The sequence below is a fragment of the Pseudomonas sp. R1-7 genome (genome assembly GCF_051132105.1).
GTDB lineage: Bacteria > Pseudomonadota > Gammaproteobacteria > Pseudomonadales > Pseudomonadaceae > Aquipseudomonas.
This window is the reverse complement of the sequence record NZ_CP071661.1, coordinates 4,406,162-4,425,660: the sequence shown is the minus strand read 5'-3', so window position 1 is coordinate 4,425,660 and position 19,499 is coordinate 4,406,162. Positions and strand designations below refer to the sequence as shown.

At 59.3% G+C, this 19,499-nt stretch carries 21 protein-coding genes, 1 tRNA gene and 2 pseudogenes; 16 read left to right on the top strand and 8 right to left on the bottom strand.

What is annotated here, in order from left to right; genetic code table 11:
• Nucleotides 1-56 precede the first annotated feature (56 nt).
• A complete protein-coding gene (locus J3P79_RS19695; protein ID WP_434605249.1) occupies nt 57-1,490 on the bottom strand; it encodes a M48 family metalloprotease in 1,434 nt (477 codons plus the stop codon).
• Nucleotides 1,491-1,588: 98 nt separating this feature from the next.
• Between J3P79_RS19695 and J3P79_RS19690 the strand changes: the two genes are divergently transcribed.
• A complete protein-coding gene (locus tag J3P79_RS19690; RefSeq protein WP_434605247.1) occupies nt 1,589-1,828 on the top strand; it encodes a sulfurtransferase TusA family protein in 240 nt (79 codons plus the stop codon).
• A 29-nt stretch (nt 1,829-1,857) separates the two neighbouring features.
• Nucleotides 1,858-2,928: an AI-2E family transporter gene (locus J3P79_RS19685; RefSeq protein WP_039593318.1), complete on the top strand. Its 1,071-nt coding sequence runs from the start codon at nt 1,858-1,860 to the stop codon at nt 2,926-2,928.
• A 129-nt stretch (nt 2,929-3,057) separates the two neighbouring features.
• Here the strand turns inward: J3P79_RS19685 and J3P79_RS19680 are convergent, their stop codons facing one another.
• Together J3P79_RS19680 and J3P79_RS19675 are read right to left on the bottom strand one after the other, a co-directional pair.
• Entirely contained in the window at nt 3,058-3,531 is a 474-nt protein-coding gene (locus J3P79_RS19680; protein WP_434605244.1) for a peroxiredoxin, read from the bottom strand.
• 10 nt (nt 3,532-3,541) lie between these two features.
• Nucleotides 3,542-4,102 (bottom strand): glycine cleavage system protein R, encoded by a 561-nt coding sequence (locus tag J3P79_RS19675; protein ID WP_003184325.1) that lies wholly within the window; start codon nt 4,100-4,102, stop codon nt 3,542-3,544.
• 315 nt (nt 4,103-4,417) lie between these two features.
• Here J3P79_RS19675 and dapA point away from each other — a divergent pair, with 315 nt between their 5' ends.
• From dapA to J3P79_RS19640, 7 genes are all read left to right on the top strand, one after another.
• Complete coding sequence (dapA, locus tag J3P79_RS19670; RefSeq protein WP_434605242.1) at nt 4,418-5,296, top strand: 4-hydroxy-tetrahydrodipicolinate synthase; 879 nt, start codon at nt 4,418-4,420, stop codon at nt 5,294-5,296.
• Between the two features lie 17 nt (nt 5,297-5,313).
• Nucleotides 5,314-6,429, top strand: coding sequence for an outer membrane protein assembly factor BamC (bamC, locus tag J3P79_RS19665; RefSeq protein WP_434605240.1), 1,116 nt, complete (start codon nt 5,314-5,316; stop codon nt 6,427-6,429).
• Between the two features lie 4 nt (nt 6,430-6,433).
• A complete protein-coding gene (locus J3P79_RS19660; RefSeq protein ID WP_434605238.1) occupies nt 6,434-7,192 on the top strand; it encodes an MBL fold metallo-hydrolase in 759 nt (252 codons plus the stop codon).
• Between the two features lie 28 nt (nt 7,193-7,220).
• Nucleotides 7,221-7,934 (top strand): phosphoribosylaminoimidazolesuccinocarboxamide synthase, encoded by a 714-nt coding sequence (gene purC / locus J3P79_RS19655; protein WP_030141208.1) that lies wholly within the window; start codon nt 7,221-7,223, stop codon nt 7,932-7,934.
• 83 nt (nt 7,935-8,017) lie between these two features.
• Nucleotides 8,018-8,107: transfer RNA gene (locus tag J3P79_RS19650), tRNA-Ser, on the top strand.
• 467 nt (nt 8,108-8,574) lie between these two features.
• On the top strand, nt 8,575-8,775 hold the full coding sequence (locus J3P79_RS19645; protein ID WP_434605236.1) for a hypothetical protein: 201 nt from the start codon (nt 8,575-8,577) through the stop codon (nt 8,773-8,775).
• 6 nt (nt 8,776-8,781) lie between these two features.
• Nucleotides 8,782-9,288 carry a type II toxin-antitoxin system YhaV family toxin gene (locus J3P79_RS19640; protein WP_434611551.1) on the top strand — a complete coding sequence of 169 codons (507 nt, stop codon included), beginning with the start codon at nt 8,782-8,784 and terminating at the stop codon, nt 9,286-9,288.
• Nucleotides 9,289-9,575: 287 nt separating this feature from the next.
• Here the strand turns inward: J3P79_RS19640 and J3P79_RS19635 are convergent, their stop codons facing one another.
• Together J3P79_RS19635 and J3P79_RS19630 are read right to left on the bottom strand one after the other, a co-directional pair.
• Entirely contained in the window at nt 9,576-9,719 is a 144-nt protein-coding gene (locus J3P79_RS19635; protein WP_434605234.1) for a hypothetical protein, read from the bottom strand.
• Nucleotides 9,720-9,853: 134 nt separating this feature from the next.
• A pseudogene (locus tag J3P79_RS19630) lies at nt 9,854-10,119 on the bottom strand (short-chain dehydrogenase).
• A 344-nt stretch (nt 10,120-10,463) separates the two neighbouring features.
• Here J3P79_RS19630 and J3P79_RS19625 point away from each other — a divergent pair.
• From J3P79_RS19625 to J3P79_RS19615, 3 genes and pseudogenes are all read left to right on the top strand, one after another.
• A pseudogene (locus J3P79_RS19625) lies at nt 10,464-11,192 on the top strand (MCP four helix bundle domain-containing protein); the annotation flags it as partial.
• Nucleotides 11,193-11,309: 117 nt separating this feature from the next.
• Nucleotides 11,310-12,098: a methyl-accepting chemotaxis protein gene (locus J3P79_RS19620; RefSeq protein ID WP_434611549.1), complete on the top strand. Its 789-nt coding sequence runs from the start codon at nt 11,310-11,312 to the stop codon at nt 12,096-12,098.
• Nucleotides 12,099-12,111: 13 nt separating this feature from the next.
• Nucleotides 12,112-12,858, top strand: coding sequence for a phytanoyl-CoA dioxygenase family protein (locus J3P79_RS19615; protein WP_434605233.1), 747 nt, complete (start codon nt 12,112-12,114; stop codon nt 12,856-12,858).
• A gap of 11 nt (nt 12,859-12,869) precedes the next feature.
• Here J3P79_RS19615 and J3P79_RS19610 read toward each other — a convergent pair whose 3' ends face one another.
• The 3 genes from J3P79_RS19610 to J3P79_RS19600 form a co-directional block, all read right to left on the bottom strand.
• Nucleotides 12,870-13,238 carry a cupin domain-containing protein gene (locus J3P79_RS19610; protein WP_434605231.1) on the bottom strand — a complete coding sequence of 123 codons (369 nt, stop codon included), beginning with the start codon at nt 13,236-13,238 and terminating at the stop codon, nt 12,870-12,872.
• Between the two features lie 102 nt (nt 13,239-13,340).
• The gene (locus J3P79_RS19605) at nt 13,341-14,147 is read right to left on the bottom strand and encodes an AraC family transcriptional regulator (protein ID WP_434605229.1); all 807 of its coding nucleotides are present in this window, start codon (nt 14,145-14,147) and stop codon (nt 13,341-13,343) included.
• A 62-nt stretch (nt 14,148-14,209) separates the two neighbouring features.
• Nucleotides 14,210-14,401, bottom strand: a complete 192-nt coding sequence (locus J3P79_RS19600) for a YegP family protein (RefSeq protein ID WP_039593327.1) — start codon at nt 14,399-14,401, stop codon at nt 14,210-14,212.
• A gap of 164 nt (nt 14,402-14,565) precedes the next feature.
• Here J3P79_RS19600 and J3P79_RS19595 point away from each other — a divergent pair, with 164 nt between their 5' ends.
• From J3P79_RS19595 to J3P79_RS19580, 4 genes are all read left to right on the top strand, one after another.
• Nucleotides 14,566-15,501, top strand: a complete 936-nt coding sequence (locus J3P79_RS19595) for a LysR substrate-binding domain-containing protein (protein WP_434605226.1) — start codon at nt 14,566-14,568, stop codon at nt 15,499-15,501.
• Nucleotides 15,502-15,570: 69 nt separating this feature from the next.
• Complete coding sequence (locus J3P79_RS19590; protein ID WP_434605224.1) at nt 15,571-15,936, top strand: 5-carboxymethyl-2-hydroxymuconate Delta-isomerase; 366 nt, start codon at nt 15,571-15,573, stop codon at nt 15,934-15,936.
• Nucleotides 15,937-16,309: 373 nt separating this feature from the next.
• Complete coding sequence (locus J3P79_RS19585; RefSeq protein ID WP_434605222.1) at nt 16,310-17,683, top strand: glutamine synthetase family protein; 1,374 nt, start codon at nt 16,310-16,312, stop codon at nt 17,681-17,683.
• A 163-nt stretch (nt 17,684-17,846) separates the two neighbouring features.
• Entirely contained in the window at nt 17,847-19,496 is a 1,650-nt protein-coding gene (locus tag J3P79_RS19580; RefSeq protein ID WP_434605220.1) for a phosphoethanolamine transferase, read from the top strand.
• The last annotated feature ends 3 nt before the right edge of the window (nt 19,497-19,499 follow it).

The following is a 19,499-nucleotide window of genomic DNA, read 5'->3' as shown; positions in this document are numbered from 1 at the left end:
GGCTGAAAAAAACCGCCTCGATGTCGAGGCGGTTTTTTTATGCCTGGCTGGTATGTTCAGCCCATCATGTCCTTGACCATTCGCTCCTGTTCCATGAGCTCTCGCTGCCGTGCGTCGATCCGCGACGACAATGGGAAATTGCTGCCTGCGCGACGTTTGGCGAAATCCAGTTGTTGGATCGCCTGGCGATAGTCGCCGACCAACGCGAAGTACTCGGCGCGAGCCTGATGCAAGCCGATGATGTTGCCCGACAGGCCGCGTGTCTCGGCGACCATGTACCAGACATCCGGATCGTCCGGACGGCTTTTGAGCAGGGTTTCCAGCGCTTTTTCCGCATCTGCGGGACGATTCTGCTTGAGCAGCAGGTCGACACGAACCTGGTTGAGCGGGTAATTGCCCGGGTACTGGGTCAGCAGCCGGTCGACACGAGATTGAGCGTCTGGCAGCTTGTTGCTGGTGATGTCCAGATCGACCTGGGCCAGGTTGTAGATGATTTCGTTGGGCGATTTAGCCAGCAGGGGCTTGAGGTTCTCCCGCGCTTCATTCAGCTGGCCGCCCTTGATCTGTGCGATCGCCAGGCCATAGCGGGCCACATCGTTCTTTGGGTTTTCGTCCAGCAGCGCGCGAAAGCGCTTGGCGGCAAGCCCCGGGGTTTCTTCATACGTCAACTGGACTCGCGCGCGAATCAGCTGATAGCGCATGCTGTCCTCGATGCCCCCCGGCCTGGCCTGTTCGGCGCGGTTACGGGTGTCGGCGATACGCGACTCGGTGACCGGGTGAGTCAGCAGGAACTCGGGAGGCCTGGCATCAAAGCGGTATTGGCGCATCAGGCGCTCGAACATGGTTGGCATGGACCGTGGGTCATAACCGGCTTTTTCCAGGTTCTGGATGCCGATGCGATCCGCTTCCTGTTCGTTCTGGCGCGAGAAGCGCCGCTGTTCCTGGATGGCGGCGGCCTGGGTCCCGGCGATGGCGGCAATCCCGGCGTCGCCACCGCCAGCAGCGGCGACCACGATACCCGCCAGCAGCGCGGCCATCATCGGCACCTGCATGCGTTGTTGTGCTTCCACGCCACGGGCGAAGTGGCGCTGGGACAAGTGCGCCAGTTCGTGGGCCATGACCGACGCGTATTCGCCTTCAGTCTGGGCGTTGAGGAACAGGCCGCCATTGACCCCGACGATCCCGCCAGGTGCGGCGAAGGCGTTGAGCTGCGGGCTGTTGATCAGGATGAATTCCAGGCGCCGGTCATTGACCTGGCTGGTTTCCACCAGCTTGTAGACGCTGGTTTCGACGTAGTCCTTGAGCTGTGGGTCGTTGAGCTGTGAAACCTGGCTGCGCAGCAGAGCCAGCCAGGCGCGGCCCAGTTGGTGCTCCTGCTCTGGCGAGACGATGGCAGAACTGGCGTCGCCAAGTGACGGCAAGTCGTCGGCGAAGCCCGGTGAGGCAAGCAGGCAGGCGAGCGTCAGCAGGGTGGGGCGCAGAAATGTCATGCACGAAACCTTAGTCGACAAAGACCTTACTGTAGCCGGACAGCGGGTCTGGGACCAGATATTCTAGGCGGCTTGACGACCCGTTGCGGAGTGAAACAATGATCGATGCTGTAGCCCACGATGCCGAGCTGGACGCCAGCGGCTTGAATTGCCCGTTGCCGTTGCTCAAGGCCAAGCTGGAACTCAATCGCCTGGCCAGCGGTGCGGTGCTCAAGGTAACCGCCACGGATGCTGGTTCGCAGCGCGATTTCCGCACCTTCGCCCGATTGGCCGGTCATACGCTGCTGCACGAAGAGGACGAAAACGGCGTCTACCGTTACTGGTTGAAGAAAGCCTGAAAGCAGGCGACCCCGCTAAAGGATTTTTAATGTTCAAAGTGTTACGCGACTGGATTCAGCGCTACTTCTCCGATGAAGAAGCCGTGGTGCTGGCAGTGCTGCTATTCCTGGCATTCACAGCGGTCCTGACGTTGGGCGGCATGCTCGCACCCGTATTGGCAGGGATGGTGCTGGCGTACCTGATGCAAGGCCTGGTCACCACGCTGGAACGCTTGCGACTGCCCGGCTCCGTCGCGGTAGGGCTGGTGTTTGCGCTGTTCATGGGACTGCTTTTGGTGTTTCTGGTGGTGATCGTGCCCTTGCTCTGGCACCAGTTGGTGACGTTGTTCAACGAATTGCCGGGCATGCTCGTCAAGTGGCAATCGCTGCTGTTGCTGCTGCCGGAACGTTATCCGCACCTGGTCTCGGATGAGCAGGTGTTGCAGACGATCGAAGTGGTACGCGGCGAGATCGGCAAGTTCGGCCAGTGGGCCCTGACGTTTTCGCTGTCCAGCTTGCCGTTGCTGGTGAACATCATGATTTACCTGGTGCTGGTGCCGATCCTGGTGTTTTTCTTTCTCAAGGACCGGGAAATGATCGGGCGCTGGGTCCGCGGTTACCTGCCTCGCGAACGGGCGTTGCTCACGCGGGTGGCCCAGGAAATGAATCGGCAGATCGCCAATTACATCCGTGGGAAAGTCATCGAGATATTTATCTGTGGCGGCGTGACGTACATCGGCTTTGTCGCCCTGGGACTCAACTATGCCGCCCTGTTGGCACTATTGGTGGGTATTTCAGTGGTGGTGCCTTACGTCGGCACCGTGGTGGTGACCGTGCCGGTGGCGCTGATTGCGCTGTTCCAGTGGGGCTGGAGCGATCAGTTCATCTACCTGATGGCGGTCTACGGGATCATCCAGACCCTGGACGGCAACGTGCTGGTGCCGCTGCTGTTCTCCGAGGCGGTGAACCTGCATCCGGTGGCGATTATCTGTGCGGTGTTGCTGTTCGGTGGGTTGTGGGGCTTCTGGGGCGTGTTCTTCGCGATTCCCCTGGCGACGCTGTTCAAGGCTGTGCTGGATGCTTGGCCGAGCAAGGAACCGGTGGTGGCTCCGTTGTTGTAGCTTGAGTAAATGGGGTGAGGCTTATGGCCCCATCGCGAGCAAGCTCGCTCCCACAGGGGATTTATGGTGTTCATCAATCCTGTGGGAGCGAGCTTGCTCGCGATGGCGCCAGTACAGGCGGCGAAAATTTCAGGCCTTGTTCAGGGCCTGAGCCGCCACCAACACCGCGTCCACATGCCCCGGCACCTTCACGCCGCGCCATTCCTGGCGCAGCACGCCATCTTTGTCGATCAGAAAGGTGCTGCGATCAACGCCCAGGTATTCCTTGCCATACAGCTTTTTCAGCTTGATCACCTCGAACAACTGGCAAACCGCTTCATCCTTGTCGCTGATCAGCTCGAAGGGGAATTCCTGCTTGCACTTGAAGTTCTCGTGGGACTTGAGGCTGTCCCGGGAGACGCCGAACACTTCGGTGTTGGCGGCCTGGAACAGCGCGTACTGATCACGAAAACCCTGGCCTTCGGTGGTGCAGCCAGGGGTGCTGTCCTTGGGGTAGAAGTAGATGACCACCTGCTTGCCCTTTAGGGCGGCGAGGCTCACGGTCTGCCCGCTGGTGGCGGGCGCCTGGAAATCGGTGACCGGTTGGTCGATGGCAACGGCCATGAACGCTTCCTTACATTGGGTTTTGTGGGCGCCACGGTTCGATCAAGGCATCCAGGTTCATCGCATCGGCGAAATCCAGGAACTGATCGCGCAGCCAACTGATCTGGGTGCCTGCCGGCAATGTCACGGTGAACGTGGCGTTGAGCATGGTGCCGCCGGTCTGCGGCGCCTGGTAGGTATCGCAGGTCAGGTTTTCCAGCTCGACGTGATGGTCCATGAAGAACTGGCACAACTCGTTGATGATGTCCGGACGGTAGGCCGAACTCACATAAGCCACGTAGGGCAGGGCCTGGGGACGATTCTCCAGGGCGGCGCTGCGTACCACGTTGACGGTGAACGCGTGTTTCTTGGCCAGCACGGGCAAGCTGCCCTCGAGGCGGGCCAGGGCGTCCCAACTGCCGGAGATTTCCAGCACGAGCGCGCTGCACTCGCCATGACGGGTCAGGCGTGACGTCACGACAGCGCAGCGATTTTCATGGCTGGCGCGGCACAGGACGTTAGTCAGCTCCATGGGGTTGGCGCCAAGGGCACTGATAACAAGGAATTGTTCGCGGACTGTGGGGGTGGACATGCAGCATTCCTAAAGCGATGAGCGGTCGGTACGTTTCAGCTCGATGCGGTGCCAGCCCTGGGAAACCGAACGATTCAAGCCCTTGGTCTTGTGGATGTGCTGCGTTGCGGAGCAACACGAATACACCGGGACACACGCAGGATCGGGGCTTGTAGCGACGAAAGCGGAGGCTGGGGACCGGCGTATGAGCTTATCGGTACCGATCAAAGCCTGAAGGGTAGCGAAAACCATCGCCAAGGGGAATGGGAGTTCGCTTGTACAAGCATCTTGGCGCCAGTACCATTACGGCTCTCTTTTTCCGGCAGGAGCGGTTTCATGATTGCGGGCAGTATGGTGGCACTGGTCACACCCATGGATGCACAAGGGCGTCTTGACTGGGCCAGCCTCAGCAAACTCGTGGACTTCCACCTTGAAAACGGCACCCATGCCATCGTCGCCGTCGGCACCACCGGCGAGTCGGCAACCCTCGATGTCAACGAGCATATCGAAGTCATCCGCGCCGTGGTCAAGCAGGTCAACGGGCGCATCCCCGTCATCGCCGGTACCGGCGCGAACTCGACCCGCGAGGCTGTCGAGCTGACCCGCAATGCCAAGGAAGCCGGGGCCGATGCGTGCCTGCTGGTCGTGCCGTACTACAACAAGCCGACCCAGGAAGGTTTGTACCAGCACTTCAAGCACATTGCCGAAGCGGTCGACATCCCGCAGATTCTCTATAACGTTCCCGGCCGCACCTCCTGCGACATGCAGGCCGAGACCGTGATCCGCCTGTCCACCGTGCCGAACATCATCGGCATCAAGGAAGCCACCGGCGACCTGAAGCGTGCCAAGGCCATCCTCGATGGCGTGAGCAAGGATTTCATCGTGCTGTCCGGCGATGATCCTACCGCCGTCGAGCTGATCCTGCTGGGCGGCAAGGGCAACATCTCCGTTACCGCCAACGTTGCCCCGCGCGAAATGGCCGACCTGTGCGAGGCCGCCCTCAAGGGCGATGCCGAGACCGCACGGGCGATCAACGAAAAACTGATGCCGCTGCACAAGGACCTGTTCATCGAAGCCAACCCGATCCCGGTGAAGTTTGCCTTGGTCGAAATGGGCCTGATGCACGAAGGCATTCGCCTGCCACTGACCTGGCTGAGCACCCCCTGTCACGAACCGCTGCGGCAGGCCATGCGCCAGTCCGGCGTCCTGGTTTAATTGAGGAAGTACAACGCATGAAGCGAATGGCCGGACTTTCCGCACTTGCCTTGATTATCTCCAGCACCAGTGGCTGCGGATGGATCTGGGGACCGGAAGGTTACTTCCGCGACCGTGGTAGCGACTACCTCGAAGCGCAACAGACTGCACCGATGCAATTGCCGCCGGACGTCAGCGTCGCCAAACGCCTGGATCCGCTGTTGCCGATCCCGCGCAACGTCGCCGACGACAGCGTCAAGGGTGAGTACATCGTTCCACGTCCGCAGCCGCTGTCGGCCGTGGCCGATGCCAGTGATTACACCCTGCAGAAGAGCGGCGATTCCAGCTGGGTCATGGGCCAGCATCCACCGGCCGAAGTCTGGCCTGTAGCGATCCAGTTCTTCGAGGACAACGGTTTCCGCCTGGACGAACAGCGCCCGCAAACCGGCGAGTTCACCACCACCTGGCAGCGCTCCGATGAACTGTCCGCCGCCATGGCCAAGCGCCTGAGCGCCGCCGGTGTCGCGGCAGACAGCGAAACCCGCGTGCGCGTGCGGATCGAACCGGGCGTGCAGCGCAACACCAGTGAAATCTACGTCGTCAGCGCCGAGCGTCCCGCCGGCAGCACCGCCGAAGTGGCCTTCACCAATCGTTCGGTCAATACCGGTCTCGACGCCGCGCTGGTGGACGACATGCTTGCCAGCATGAGCCGCACCGCCGAGCAGGGCGGTTCGGTCTCGATGCTCGCTACCCGCGACTACGACACGCCAAGCCGCGTCAGCCTGAGTGAAGACGGCAGCGGCAACCCGGTGCTCAACGTTGGCTCCGATCTGGACCGCGCCTGGTCGAGCGTTGGCCGTGCGCTGGAGCAGGGCGAGTGGCGCGTTGAAGACATCAACCGCAGCCTGGGCCTGTACTACATCAACCTGGCCGAAAAAGCCGAGAAGAAAGACGAGAAACCTGGCTTCTTCAGTGGCCTGTTCGGCAGCGCGCCGGACAAGGAAGAAATCGAAGCTCGCGCCGAGCGTTACCAGGTTCGCCTGAGCAAGGTCGGCGACAACGTCCAGGTCACCGTCGAGAAAAACATCAACACCGTGGCGCCGGCCGATGTGGCTCGCAAGGTGTTGGGCGTGATTCAGGACAACCTGGGCTGATCCGATGCGTTTTGCCGTTCTCGGCAGCGGTAGCCAGGGGAACGGCACGCTGATAGCCAGTGCTGGAACCTACGTTCTGGTCGACTGTGGTTTCTCCCTGAGGGAAACCGAGAGGCGCCTGTTGCGCCTGGGTGTACACCCGGCGCAACTGAGCGCGATATTGGTGACCCACGAACATGCCGACCACGTGCATGGCGTGGGTTTGCTGTCTCGGCGCTACAATCTGCCGGTGTACCTGAGTCGTGGGACGTTTGAAGGCCTGCGCAAGCCCATCGAGCCAGCCGGTTTCGTGGCAGGTGGCGAGCAACTGCGCATCGGTGGCCTGGATATCAGCGTGGTCAGCGTGGCCCATGATGCCCGTGAACCCACGCAATATGTATTCAGCGACGGCGAGCGGCGCTTCGGCTTGCTGACCGACCTGGGGTCGTATTGCGACAGGGTGATGGACAGTTACCGGGACCTCGATGCACTGATGATCGAGTCCAACCACTGCCGTGACATGCTGGCGCGTGGTTACTACCCGTACTTCCTCAAGCAGAGGGTAGGCGGGGAACACGGACATTTGAACAACCACCAGGCAGCGTTCCTGGTGGCCGAGTTGGGCTGGCAAGGCCTGCAACACCTGGTCCTGGCCCATCTGAGCAGCAAGAACAACCTGCCGCAGTTGGCCCGGCAATGTTTTGTCGACACCCTCGGGTGCGACCCGGACTGGCTGCAATTGGCCGATCAAGATTCAGGGCTCGACTGGCGACATATCGCCTAGCCCATCTACTTAGCAAGCGGAGCCCATCATGGAAAAACGTGAAGAACTCTACCGCGGCAAAGCCAAGTCGGTTTACAAGACCGATGACGCTGACCGCTTGATCCTGCTGTTTCGCAACGACACCTCGGCGTTCGACGGCAAGCGCATCGAACAACTCGACCGCAAGGGCATGGTGAACAACAAGTTCAACGCCTTCATCATGCAGAAGCTCGAAGCCGCCGGCGTGCCGACCCAGTTCGACAAGCTGCTGGGCGACAACGAGTGTCTGGTCAAGAAGCTGGACATGATCCCGGTCGAGTGCGTCGTGCGTAACTACGCCGCCGGCAGCCTGGTCAAGCGCCTGGGCGTGGAAGAGGGCATGAAGCTCAACCCTTACACCTTCGAACTGTTCCTGAAGGACGACGCCAAGGGCGATCCGTTCATCAACGAATCCCACGTCGTGGCGTTCGGTTGGGGCACCGCCGAGCAACTGGCCCGTATGAAGGAGTTGTCCCTCAAGGTCAACGACGTGCTGACCAAGCTGTTCGACGACGCCGGCCTGCTGCTGGTGGACTTCAAGCTTGAATTCGGCGTGTTCAGCGACGGCTCCATCGTCCTGGGCGACGAGTTCAGCCCGGACGGTTGCCGCCTCTGGGACAAGGACACCAAGAAGAAGATGGACAAGGACCGCTTCCGCCAAGGCCTCGGTGACGTCATCGAAGCCTACGAAGAAGTCGCCCAACGCCTGGGTGTACCGCTGTAATCGACGCAAGCATCTGATAGCACGGAAAAAATTTCGCCCGGGGGTTCGCTTCCGGCGAATGTGCTGGTATGATGCGCGCCACTGGAGAGATGCCGGAGTGGCCGAACGGGACGGATTCGAAATCCGTTGTACTGGCGACAGTACCTAGGGTTCAAATCCCTATCTCTCCGCCATATTTAAAGGCCCCGAGCGCTTAACCGCCTCGGGGTTTTTTGTATTTGCGGGAATGAGGGTGGATGTCATTCCCCAACCATGCTGGAATCTTCCTAGACTCCGCCCAGACACCGCCTTGGTCTTTTCTGTTGCACGGGTGGTATAGCCGCCCGTCAGAAAGCAAGTGTATTCGATGGACCACGGCTTGATCGGGCGAAACCTGTCTTGCGGCACAGAGGCATGCAAGTCGACGTCTGATATGACATTTTCGCCTTGTCTGGTCATTCGCACAGGCTTCGCCATCTGTTACATCATCAGGCTTCCTTTATTCGGCTTTGATGGTGTTAAATGCACTCCTCGTGAACCATAGTGATCTACAGTGATCCTACAGAGGGCACGGAAATGCCCAGTGAGGCCATGCTCGCCATGAAGCGTTCAGGCCATGTCCTGTTGAAAGTGCAGGAAAATTTTGCGATGGAGAGAGGTCATGTCTAAAGGCAATGTCGTCTCGTTTACCGACAGAAAGGCAGAGATTCAAGCAGGTATCGAGTTCCTTGATCTGCTTGACAGGGATATCAAGGAAAATCCTGAAGGTATCCAGCCTATCCCTCGCGGCTTGCTGCAGCGAATTCAAGCAATTCGCAGTCAGGCGGACGATAATCGTCGTCGCGAGCTTCAAGAAGGCTAAGCGTGACTGAAAGCACGATTCATATCTAAAAACGGGTGGGCACTTTATGCTCACCCGTTATTCATTGCGCGCCTCGAAGAAATTACCGTCGCTGTTGAGAGGGCGATGGCTAATGACCCGGAAGGCTTTCACCATCATCCGGTCTACAAGCTTTTCGATGCGGTGAGCGCGAATATCCTAATAAATGTTCCGTCCGATCCGACCCACCCCTGCTATCGCCAGGGAAACACGCTGGGGCGTGACTTCAAACATTGGTTTCGAGTGAAGAAGCAAGGGATACCCCCACGGTATCGCCTGTTTTTTCAGTTCAGATCCGAGGCGCCGAAGACCATCATCTATGCGTGGCTCAATGATGAGAAAACGTTGAGGAAAGATGGCGATAAAAATGATGTGTATGCAGTTTTCACCGCAATGCTCCTAAACGGAAAAATGCCTAATTCCTACACCGACCTCATCGCGGCTTGCTGCGTCTTGGAATATGGAAGTTCTACGACAGGAACGGAGGAGGAGTAAAGCTATCCGTTTCCCATAAAGCCCGGGGTATTCGCTGGGTTTTTTTGTTTCTGGGGTTTGGTGGCGTACGGGAGCGTAACGTGATGGATTGCGCGACGGTACCGCGAGCGTAAGTTTCGGGGCAGCGGCCGTCTGACCTATGAGGCGCGGTGAGGATAGATCACGATTCTGTTGTCAAAGATGACCGGTATCTCGCCGCACACTTCGTCGTTATAAAAGTGTGCGGTAATATTTACGGCTCTTTGCCTCTTCAAAAGGGGCGCGAATTTAACGGTTGGCACCCAGAACTATTTAGTAGCAAGCTTGCCAGTGATTACAAATTTATCGAACACTTTCTGACCATCACGAGCAGCTTGTCGAACGTCAAGAAATGTCAGCTCTTCGTGAGTAATTTTTCTGAGCTTTTTTTCGACTTGTTTTGTGGTGGACATCGGAGCCTCCGAGGTGTGTTTATTCGTGCTGTTTGGCTTATGTGATAAATCGAGTCCGGGCAACTCGGTAGGGTTTCGGTGTCATCGAATCATGATCGTTTCGACGAAATGGGCCTCGTGAGAGGCCCTTTGAACTAGGCCGGCTTTGCGTCCAGGCGTCGGGCGATGACATCGAGCACGTCACAACCATCCCTCAAGGAAATGCAGCACAGTTGTGCAAAGTCCTGAAGGACTACCGAGTCACTCGGAATATCCCCTCGCATTGCCAGGTTCTCTAAAAGCTGGGTAACCGCGCGAATTCTATAGCTCGCCGTGTCAGGCAGGACGTGCAACGGTGCGGAGGTATCGACGAAAAGGGTTGATCGTCGGCGTTACTAGTAAGAGCCATGTATTTGTTCATTTCAAACTCCGTTTGATTGAAGGCCTTCTTACCATTTGTCATCGAGTCGCCAAACCCAAGCCGCTCTTACGAACGGCGCTTGGACTATAGGGTCTTTCTGTAGAGATCATCAATCAAACGATGCGTAGGACGTTTCCCTGAATTATGTGAGCGGAAAATGTCAGAAAATTCCCCGACGGTACGGCGTCCAGCCCATACTTTTTTATCCAGTTCAACTCCCCTCCGCATCCTGCGTAACCACAGCCCTTCACACCAAAACCTTTGTGACAATCAGACTAATGGTCTATAGCTCAAGACAAGGCTGCCGATAGGCAGGTAATCCCCCCCGTGTAAGGAATGACACCATGCTGCGGTTCTTCGCCGACTTGGGCTTTCGCTGGAAAATCACTCTCCCGATTGCGTTCCTGGCCGTGTTACTGGTCTTGATGGGGGGGGCTGGGATGCGCGGCATCAGTCAGGTGACTGAGTCCAGTACGCAGTTGACCAAACGTTATCTCCCGGCCATCAGCCTGTTGCTCAATGCCGATCGTGATCTTTATCAGGCGTTTGTTGCCGAGCGCAGCCTGTTGGATGGTCATGCGAATGAGCACCTGCAAGCGCTGAGCGCCAGTCACAGCGAGAATGCGAAGCAGGCTTACGACCGAGTGCAGAAATATGCCGCGATGCAGCCCGGTGCCGAGGCGCAGGCGTTGGTCAGTCAGTTCAATGACAGCTTTGAAAAGTGGATGCAGGTTTCGCGGCGGGTCCTCGAACTGTCGGTAGGCGATCCGCAGGGTGCCAGCGCCCTGAGCTTTGGGGACAGTGAGCGCCTGTTCGAAGCCACGCGGGACGCCATCGATAAACTGGGTGAGCTGGAAGATGCAGCGTCGCACCGCGAAGGTGATGCGGCGATCGAAAACGGCGAGGCGGTCGGGGTGCATCAGGGCATGATTCTGCTGGTCGGCCTGCTCGGTTGCATCCTTGTATTGGTTGCCCTGCCACTGGTGGTGTTGAGCCCGATGCGCCGGCTGCTGCACCGCGTCGAGCAAATTGCCGAGGGTGGTGGCGATCTGAAAGGCCGCCTCGAGGTACGCTCGGCCGATGAGTTGGGCCAGCTCAGCGGTGCCTTCAACCGTTTCCTCGACAAGCTGCAGCCGTTGATCGCCGAGGTTGGGCGGGTGACCGGCGAGGTGGATTCCGCAGCGCGCGCCATGGCCGATATGGCCGCGACCAACGATCGGTTGATCAGCAGCGAGCACGCGGCGCTGGATCAGGTCAGTACCGCCGCAACCCAGATGAGCGCGGCGGTGCATGAAGTGGCGCATAACGCGGTGAGTGCTTCGGATGCTGCGCAACAGGCTAGCAGCCAGTCTCGTGATGGCGCCGAGGTGGTCAGCAGCACCATCGATTCGATCCGCCAGTTGGCCCAGGAAGTGGAAAGTGCCTCGGGTACGATCGAGGCGCTGGCCCAGGAAACTTCCAGCATTGGCGCCGTGCTCGAAGTGATCCGTGGCATTGCCGAGCAGACCAACCTGTTGGCGCTGAACGCAGCCATCGAAGCGGCGCGGGCCGGTGAGCAGGGCCGTGGCTTCGCCGTGGTGGCCGACGAGGTGAGGGCGCTCGCGGCCCGCACGCAAGACTCCACCAAGGACATCCAGGTTCGCATCGAGCGCTTGCAGAGCGGCGTCGCCAAGGCTGTACAAGCCATGCACGTGGGCAGCAGCAAGGCCCGGGACAGCGTCGAACGTGCAGCGGGGGTCGATCAAGTGCTCAGCGGTACCGGCGGTTCGATCCAGCGGATCAACGACATGGCCGCGCAGATTGCCAATGCCTGTGAGGAACAGAGCAGCGTCACAGAGGAAATAGCCCGCAACATTTCTGATATCCGTGACCTGTCCAACGAAGCGGCCGCCAATTCTGCCCAGAGCATGCATGCCAGCCAGCAGCTATCCAATCTGTCGAGAAACCTCGCAGAGCTGACCGGCCGCTTCCGTACCTGAAACAGGTGGTGTCGTGGCGACTGACGACCTTCTGCGAGCCCTGCATCAGGACGGTTTTGTCCTGATGCCCGGTGTGTTGGATGCCGGGCAGATCGCCGACCTGCGTCGCGCTATCGACGTGCTCAAACCCCAGCACTGGGATTACAGCGGCGTCATCGATCATTACAAGTGCGTCTTCAATCGGGATCCGTTCTGGTTGCCGTATTTGGAGGTGAGCGGGGTGATCGAGCTCGCCGAAGCGGCTTTGGGGGACGATTGCCACATCATCGGGCAGACGGCCTGGCGCTGCCATCCCGGTTTTGTCGGCGCTCCATTGCATCTGGATTACCTGCCGATGGAGCTGCCGCCGGCCCTGTTGGCCGATCCCGGTTTCGAGCTGCCGATGCAGGTGTTCACCGCACAGTTTTACCTCGATGACATCGACGCTGACCTGAGCCCGACACAGGTGATACCCGGCAGCCACAAGGCGGGCCGTGCACCAGCGGCGGGTGAGACGCAGTGGCAGGAGCGTCCGGCGCAGCCAGTGTTGTGTCGAGCGGGCGATGTTCTGGTACTGCGCAGCGAGTTATGGCACGCAGGCAGTGACAACCGGACCGCCGACCGTACGCGGTACATGCTCCAGGTGCACTATGGCAGGCGAATGGTTGCGCAGAAGTTCTCGCCCTATCTCCAGTGGCGGTTCAACCCCGCAGTGCTCGCCGCCGCGACGCCTCGCCAGCGGCGGCTGCTCGGCGACCATCAAGAAGCGGAATACGACTGAGCCAGGCCCGGTCAGATCCAGACGTCATTGACCGCCGTTCGCTCGTTGGTTTCTTCACCGGTATTGGTGACGCCGCGAGGCTCGATCAACAAGAGTTTCACTTCCCGCTCGGCACTCGGTTTGTGCTCGACGCCTTTCTTGACGACATACATCTCGCCCGGGCCAATCATGACGGTGCCGTCGCGAAAATCGATACGCAGCTCACCGTCCAGCACGAAGAAGGTTTCATCGGTATCGGCGTGGGTGTGCCAGATGAAATCGCCTTCGAGCCGGGCGATCTTGAACTGATAGTCGTTCATTTCGGCGACAACCTTTGGCGCCCACTGCTCGTGGAACAGCGCGTATTTTTGAGCGAAGTTAATGGGGGAGTACTGATTCATCGGGACACGCTCCATAGTGGAAGATGAGCACTATCTTAGGGTCCGGGGGTGAGGCGGGTATTGGATGATCGTGCAGCTTTTTGCGCCGGGCGGCGCAGGATTTCAACGCAGCATTTTCAACCAGCGCGCTGGCGAAATGCCGAAGGCCTGGGTGTGCAGCCGCGTCATGTGGCTTTGGTCGAAAAAACCGCAGGCAAGGGCTGCTTCGCTCAATGGCAGGCCATGCAATACCAGGCGCCGGGCTTCGTTCAATCGACGCTGGGTGATGTAGCGATAGGGGCTGGTGCCATACAACGCGCGAAAGTCCCGCGACAGGCTCCACCGATCCCGACCGCTGGCCTCGACCAGATCGTCCAGGGTGATGGGTTGGCCCAGGGCATCATGGATAAACCGGCGCGCACGCTCCGCGGCGGGATAGTCCAGCAGCCGGCGTCCGCGTCGACGACCCGCGGCGACAGCGAGCGCCTGAGCCACATCATAGATGGCGTCGTCTTCCTCCAGCGGATCAAGGCGATGCTCCAATGTACTGAGCAACCTGCGGGTCGCGATGTTGAGCCGGGGATCGTTCGACAGCCCGCCCTCGATAAAGGGCAATGGCCTGCCGCCGAGCACTTGTTGGATCAGGGACGGTTCGATGTAGGACATCCGGTAACGAAAGCCGTCGCTGGTGCCTGCTTCGCCGTCATGAACCTCATCGGGGTGCAGCACGATGGTTCCACCGGGCTGGCTATGACGTTTGCTGTGCCGGTAGTTGAAGCTCTGGACGCCGGACAGCGTAAAACCGATGGCGTAGGTGTCATGCCGGTGGGCGCTGTAGCCGTGACCACTGAAATAGGCCTCGATGCGTTCCAGTTTCCTCGATTCAGGCGCGCGCACCAGCCAGTCGCTACGGTTATCGGGTTGAGTCATGGGCGCGACCTCTCGCTGTTCGCTGCATACGATACTTCAGGATGGTCGGCCCGTGGACTGCTTCAGATTTCTTTTACAGGTGTCTCGCCGTGCGCACTCTTGATCAACCCGATGACATGCAGGCAATCAGCCTTGTTCACGTAGGATTCACCGCTGGCGATGGTTTCGTGATTGCCGGCCCTCAAGCGCCAGCGCCATTGGCCTTGTCCGGTGCTTGGGGTGCCTCGGGTCTGTCTGTAGATTTCAAAATACATCGGTTCGCTCCATGCGATTTATTTATTCAAGACATGTTCTGAACATGTCGTCGCAAGCCTAGCCAAGCTGATAATTTTCGCTATTGGCAATACGTTTCCAATGATTGTGAGATATTTCAGCAAATTGCAGGGCCTGCCGCACCGACTGGAACCAGGAGCAATGGATGAACCGCAACGAATTGCGCAAGGCCGACATCAACCTGATGGTGGTTTTCGAAACGTTGATGCTAGAGCGTAACGTGACGCGGGCTGCAGAAAAGCTGTTCCTCGGCCAACCGACCATCAGCTCGGCCCTCAATCGTCTCAGGGCGATGTTCAACGATCCGTTGTTCATCCGCGTCGGGCATCGCATGGAGCCGACGGCGCGGGCCGAGGAAATCATCCAGCACCTGTCGCCGGCACTGGATTCGCTCTCGGTGGCACTGAGCCTGACCCATGATTTCGACCCTGCCAGCAGCACCATGACATTCCGCATCGGCCTGTCGGACGACGTGGAATTCGGCCTGCTGCCGCCGCTGTTGCGCAGTCTGCGCCAAGAAGCACCCAACGTCGTGTTCGTGGTCCAGCACGTCGATTACTGGCGCATTCCCGACTTGCTTGCCTCGGGCGACATTACGGTCGGCATCAGCCAGACCCGGGGGCTGCCGGCCAACGCCAAGCGCAAGCTGCTGCGGCACATCCGGGCTCGCGTGCTACGGGCCGATGCCTCGGAAACACCGCTGACGCTGGATGAATACTGCGCGCGGCCACAGGTGCTGGTGTCCCATACGGCCAACATTGCCGGCCTGGCTGACGAATGGCTGGCGGAAATCGGCCGCAAGCGCCACGTGGTGCTGTCGGTGCCACAGTACAGCGCCTTGCCGGCGTTGTTGGCCGGCACTGATCTGATCGCCAGCCTGCCGGACTACACCGCCACGGCCATGGCCGCTTCCGGCCAATTGTTCTGTGAACCCTTCCCCTTCGAGACGCCGACCGTGGATTTGTCCATGGTTTGGCTGAGCCACGTCGACAACGACCCGGCCGAGCGGTGGCTGAGGTCGCGGCTGGAGGCGTTCATGAGTGAGCGGGTGCCTCTGGCGCAAGAAACAAAACCTGCCTGAACGCATCAAGTCGAGGTATGGTTGCGCAAACCAATTCCAACAACACATTTTCGAATCGGAGTCGAACGCATGCCTCATCTGCACATGGAGTACACCGCCAACCTGACCGAGCTGAATGCCGACGTCGCGCTGTTGCGCTTGAACAATGCACTGGTGGCATCCGGGCAGTTCGCTGCGGAGTTCGACATCAAGAGCCGGGCCGTGAAGCTCGAGACATACCGCGTCGGGACCGGCATGGGGGAGCGGGGCTTCCTGCACGTGAAACTGGCCTTGCTCAGCGGGCGTTCGCCGGAAATCAAAAAGCAGCTGGCCGACAGCCTGCTGGCCGTGCTGCAGGACTTGGGCCCTTGGCCCGCTGGCGTCAGCGTGCAGTTGTGCGTGGAGTTGCTGGATATTGACCGCGTCCCTTATGCCAAGGCCGCGATCGGCGTTTAAGTCGAGTGGGACGGGGACAATTGTTTAGCGGGTGTTGATCCAGACTCCGCTAAATGATGATTTAACGGAACATGGCGTCGTGTGACGCTTCGACCGAACACTTCCTGTGATATCCCCTATGGACGGTTGTCCCGCAGGCCCTGCATACCCGCCACTCGCCGCCAATGGTCCGGCCGGCGGCCACGCACCTGCCGCAGCCCCTTCATCTTGCGCGCTGCCTTGTGAACTGGCGTTCTGGGCGCTGTGGCATTGTCGCCATGCACGCCCTCCAGACCTCTGTATTTCCTGTTGATCCTTGAACCGTGCTCGTCGTTGGCGAGCACAGGCTGACGGCGCCTGGTCGCCCGTCCGACATGAATATACGAGTGTTTCCATGAATCTTTCTTTTGCATCCGAGCAACAGGCCCAGGCGTTCCTGACGGAAAACCCGGATGTCGAGCTGTTCGAACTGTTTATTGTCGACAACAACGGCGTGCCCCGGGGGAAATGGCTGCATCGGGACGAATTGCTCGCGGTCTATCAGAGTGGCCGGCCACTGCCCAGTACGATTCTGGGGCTGACCCTCAATGGCGACGACGTGGAAAATTCCGGCCTGGTCTGGGACGTCGGCGACATCGATTGCCGGGCCTACCCTCTGGATGGCAGCTTGCAACGCATGCCCTGGCGGCTGATCCCGACTGCCTCGGTGCAAGTCGCCATGCATCCCCGGGAGGGCATGCCGGCGGTCATCGCCGATCCCCGCTATCTGCTCAGCCGGGTCATCGAAGGCTTGCAGGCGGAGGGTTATTTCCCGGTGATGGCGGCGGAGCTGGAGTTCTATCTATTGGATGCGCAGCGTGACAGCGAGGGTCGACCGCAGCCCGCGCGGGACGCCGACGGCAACAGGCCTCGCCAGACCCAGGTCTACGGTTTGCGTGAGCTGGAGCAGATCGAGCCCTTCCTTGCAGACCTCTACGCCGCGTGCAAACTACAAGACAATCCAGCCCGGACAGCCATTTCGGAATACGCGCCGGGGCAGGTGGAGATCACGCTTGAACACCGCTCCGACGCCCTGCAAGCCATGGATGAAGCGGTGCGCTACAAACGGCTGGTCAAGGGCGTGGCCCATAGACACGGGATGGCGGCGTGTTTCATGGCCAAGCCGTTCGAGCACTTGGCGGGATCCGGCATGCACATGCACGTCAGTCTCGCGGACCGCGAAGGCAACAATCTGTTTGCCAGTGAAGCCGCCGATGGCACGCCGCTATTGCGCCAAGCGGTGGGCGGAATGCTCGTAACGCTGCTGGACTCGCTATTGATGTTTTGTCCGAACGCCAACTCCTACCGTCGTTTTCAAAGCAACAGCTACGCGCCGCTGGCGGCGACCTGGGGCGTGGACAATCGCACCGTCAGCCTGCGGGTGCCTGGCGGCCCGGCCGCGTCGCGGCACATCGAGCATCGTATTTGCGGCGCCGATGCCAATCCCTACCTGGCCGCGGCGGCAATTTTGGCTGGCATCCATCGCGGCATCCGGGAGCGGCGTGACCCTGGTGCGCCTGTCGAAGGCAACGGCTACGCCCAGACCGCCCACTTATTGCCCACCGACTGGCTCACCACCTTGCGCGCCCTGGAGAATTCGACTTGGGCGCGGGACGCTTTTGGCGAGGCGTTCCTCGGTGTCTACCTGGCGGTCAAGCACGCCGAATATCGCCAGTTCATGGGTGAAGTCGGCGAGCAGGATTGGCGTTGGTACCTGAACCAGGCCTGAAGGTTTTCAGGTTGCTATTTAAATAATTATTTAACAGCAACTTTTTCACGAAAAATTGATGGTGGGCTGCCTAAAGTTTGTGCTGCCGTAGGGAAACGTTTTTTCACATTTGCCTACGGCGCCTTCTTTTAAAAGAGCAACTTTCAGGAAGTTTCCAATCATCATGCTGACTATTAAAGCCGTGCGCCCCGAGTGGGTGACGCTGGTTGCCAGTGCCTTTTTGGTAGTGGGTTTCAATCTGGTCCTGTGGCAGCACCTGTCCACCATCACGGCATCGGATGGTCACGGTGTCTTGCTTTGCCTGGCCTTTGGCGTGATGGTGTTCTGCGCGTTCAACCTGGTGCTCACGCTGTTGGCTTTCCGTCCGCTGCTCAAGCCAGTGTTGATGGCGCTGTTCGTGATCAGCGCCGGCGTGGCGTATTTCATGGCGCAGTACGGCGTGTTGATCGATACGGGCATGTTGCGCAACTTCGCCGAAACCAATGCCACGGAAGTTCGTGACCTGTTGTCGTTGAAGTTGTTTGCCTATTTGCTCCTGTTGGGTGTCCTGCCTGCCTGGTTGTTATTCAAGACACCCATACACTATCGTCGCTGGCCCAGAGAGTTGCTAAGTAAGTTTATTGTCGCAGTGGTCACGACTGCGGTACTCGGTGGGGTGGCGCAGATCAACTACCAGGGCTTGGCGTCGCTGTTTCGCAATCATCATGAGTTGCACTTGATGCTCGTACCGAGCAACTACATCGGTGCGTCGATCGGCTATGTGCGCGAGCAGGTCGCATCGGCCAAGCAACCGTTCATTGCCTTGGGCGAGGATGCGATCCGAAACCCGGCCTGGCAGACCCATTCTCGAAAATCCCTCACCGTGCTGGTCGTGGGCGAGAGCGCCCGGGCCGAGAATTTCGGCATTCTTGGCTATACCCGCGATACCACGCCGCAACTGGACAAAGAGGCCGGCCTGATCGCATTTACCGATGTGCATTCCTGCGGCACCGAAACCGCCGTGTCAGTGCCATGCATGTTTTCCAACATGGGGCGCAAGAATTACGACGCGAGCACGGCCAAGAACGAAGAGGGCCTGCTCGATGTGCTCAAGCGCGCCGGGCTGGACGTGATCTGGCGTGACAATCAGTCCGGCTGCAAAGGCACCTGCGACCGGGTCACGGTGCAGGACGTGAGCAATCTCAAGGATCCGACCCTGTGCGCCAACAGCGAGTGCCGCGATGAAATCCTGCTCCAGGGCTTGCAGCACTTCATCGACACCCTGGACAAGGACACGGTGCTGGTATTGCACCAGATGGGCAGTCACGGGCCTGAATATTTCAAGCGCTACCCCAAGGAGTACGAGCATTTCACCCCGGTATGCGAGAGCAACGCGTTGAACAATTGCAGCCGGGAGAGCATCGTCAACGGCTACGACAATACGTTGGTGTACACCGATCACGTGTTGTCGACGCTGATCGATCTGCTGCGGGCCAACCAGGGCAAGGTTGATACCGCCATGCTGTACCTGTCGGACCATGGCGAGTCCTTGGGCGAATACAACCTGTTCCTCCACGGCACGCCCTACATGCTCGCGCCGGAGCAACAGAAGCATGTGGCGATGCTGGCCTGGTTCTCCGACAGCTACCAGAAGTCCTTTGCGGTCGACACCCATTGCCTGCAGTTGAGCCGGGACAAGCCCCTGAGCCAGGACAATCTGTTCCATTCGATGCTTGGGCTGTTGGAGGTCAACAGCAAGGTCTACAACCAGGACCTCGATATGTTTGCCGGGTGTCGAAGCGCGGTGATCGACGGTGTACTTGCCCGGGAATGATTC